The organism is Erythrobacter sp. SN021, from assembly GCF_021864455.1.
Genome location: NZ_JAKKUW010000248.1, coordinates 1 through 280, shown reverse-complemented (window position 1 = coordinate 280; position 280 = coordinate 1). Strand labels below are relative to the sequence as shown.

Below are 280 nucleotides of genomic sequence, written 5' to 3'. Positions count from 1 at the left end.
GAGCACCTGGCGGCCGGTCCGCTGATCGAGGCTGCCCACCGGTTCGTCCGCCAAGATGACGGGCGGGTCGTTCACCACGGCGCGGGCGATTGCGACGCGCCCTTGCTCCCCTCCGGAGAGCTCCGACGGAAGACGCCTGGCCTTGCGCTCGTCCAACCCCACGCTGCGCAACGCCCCCAACGCCCGCTCTCGCTTGCCGGGCTCGTTCAGGATCGCGAGGGGCAGCATCACGTTCTCGACGGCGGAGAGGTAGGGGATCAGCTCCAGCTGCTGGAAGACA

The 280-nt window shown here is 69.6% G+C and carries 1 protein-coding gene; it reads right to left on the bottom strand.

From position 1 onward, the window contains the following. The coding region (locus L5849_RS15770; RefSeq protein ID WP_236926311.1) for an ATP-binding cassette domain-containing protein at positions 1–280 on the bottom strand (280 nt) is incomplete at both ends.